Below are 1,288 nucleotides of genomic sequence, written 5' to 3' on the forward strand. Positions count from 1 at the left end.
TGAGCTTGCCCCCGCAAAACGAATCCCTTGCTGAGGTTAAACTGAAGCAAGGAGAGATGTGATGACAAGCAAGACAAAGCGGGCGCAGTACACGCTGGAATTCAAGCTGGAAGCGGTACGGCTGGTGAAGAGCGGGCAGAGCATGGCAGTGGTTAGCGCGACCCTGGGCATCAGAGCGCAGACGCTGCATAACTGGGTCAAGGCGGAGCGGGAAGGCAAGCTGACTGGTGCGGGTATGAAGCCGGTCAGCCCGGAGCAGATGGAGCTGGCCCGGCTTCGGGCGGAGGTGGCGCGCTTGAAGATGGAGCGCGATATTTTAAAAAAAGCCGCAGCATACTTTGCGAAGGAGTCGGTGTGAGGTATGCGTTCATCGAGCGAAACCGACGTTACTGGCCGGTCTCGGTCCTGTGTGAGCTGTTAGGGGTCAGCCCCAGCGGCTATCACCAGCGCAAGCAACGCACAGTAAGCACCGACAGGCCAGATAGAGGCCGACTCAGTGACGATGCCTTGTTGGCCCACATCAAGGCGATTCACGCCGGGGTCAAGGGGGAGTACGGCTGGCCGCGCATGTGGAAGGAACTGCTGGCGCGTGGGGTGCGGGTGGGCAAGGAGCGTGTTCGCAAGCTGATGGCGCTGCACGGCATCCGTGCCCGCCACAAGCGCAAGTACATCGCGACAACCAACTCGAACCACGATTTGCCGGTGGCCCCCAATCTGCTGCAACGCGACTTTAGCCCAGCAGCACCCAATCAAGTCTGGACGAGCGACATAACCTATGTGGCGACCGCCGAAGGCTGGCTCTACCTGGTGGTCATCATCGACCTGTTCAGCCGGCAGGTGGTTGGCTGGTCGATGCAACCACACATGAAGGCCGAATTGGTCACGGACGCGCTGCGCATGGCCTGGTTCCGGCGCCGCCCGGAAGCCGGTGTGATTGTGCACACCGACCGGGGAAGCCAGTATTGCAGCCATCTGTTTCAAGACGCCCTGAAGGCGTATGGCATGCGCTCGTCAATGAGCCGCAGGGGCGATTGCTGGGACAACGCGCCGACTGAGAGTCTGTGGGGGTCGTTGAAGGTCGCTCGCCTGCACGGTCGCCAGTTCGCTACCCGCCGCGCCGCAATGGACGAGGTAATTGACTGGCTTGGCTTTTATAATGCCAGCCGACTCCACTCGACGCTGGGCTACGTCAGCCCCATGACGTTCGAGAAAAACTGGTCCGCAGCTCAGCAACACCGGGCTGCCTAATTCCCTCGGTTATGGGATTCGTGGAACAGGGGCAAGGTCA

At 60.6% G+C, this 1,288-nt stretch carries 1 protein-coding gene; it reads left to right on the plus strand.

Going from position 1 to position 1,288, the window contains the following annotated elements:
• The first annotated feature begins 61 nt into the window (after positions 1-61).
• Positions 62-1,248, plus strand: a protein-coding gene (locus WD006_RS29325; protein WP_085960481.1) for an IS3-like element ISRme13 family transposase whose coding sequence is annotated in 2 segments (ribosomal slippage) — positions 62-317 and positions 317-1,248 — 1,188 coding nt in all. Because the reading frame shifts where the segments join, the coding sequence is not laid out codon by codon here.
• The last annotated feature ends 40 nt before the right edge of the window (positions 1,249-1,288 follow it).

It is taken from the genome of Cupriavidus sp. Met-2, assembly GCF_049843575.1.
GTDB lineage: Bacteria > Pseudomonadota > Gammaproteobacteria > Burkholderiales > Burkholderiaceae > Cupriavidus > Cupriavidus metallidurans.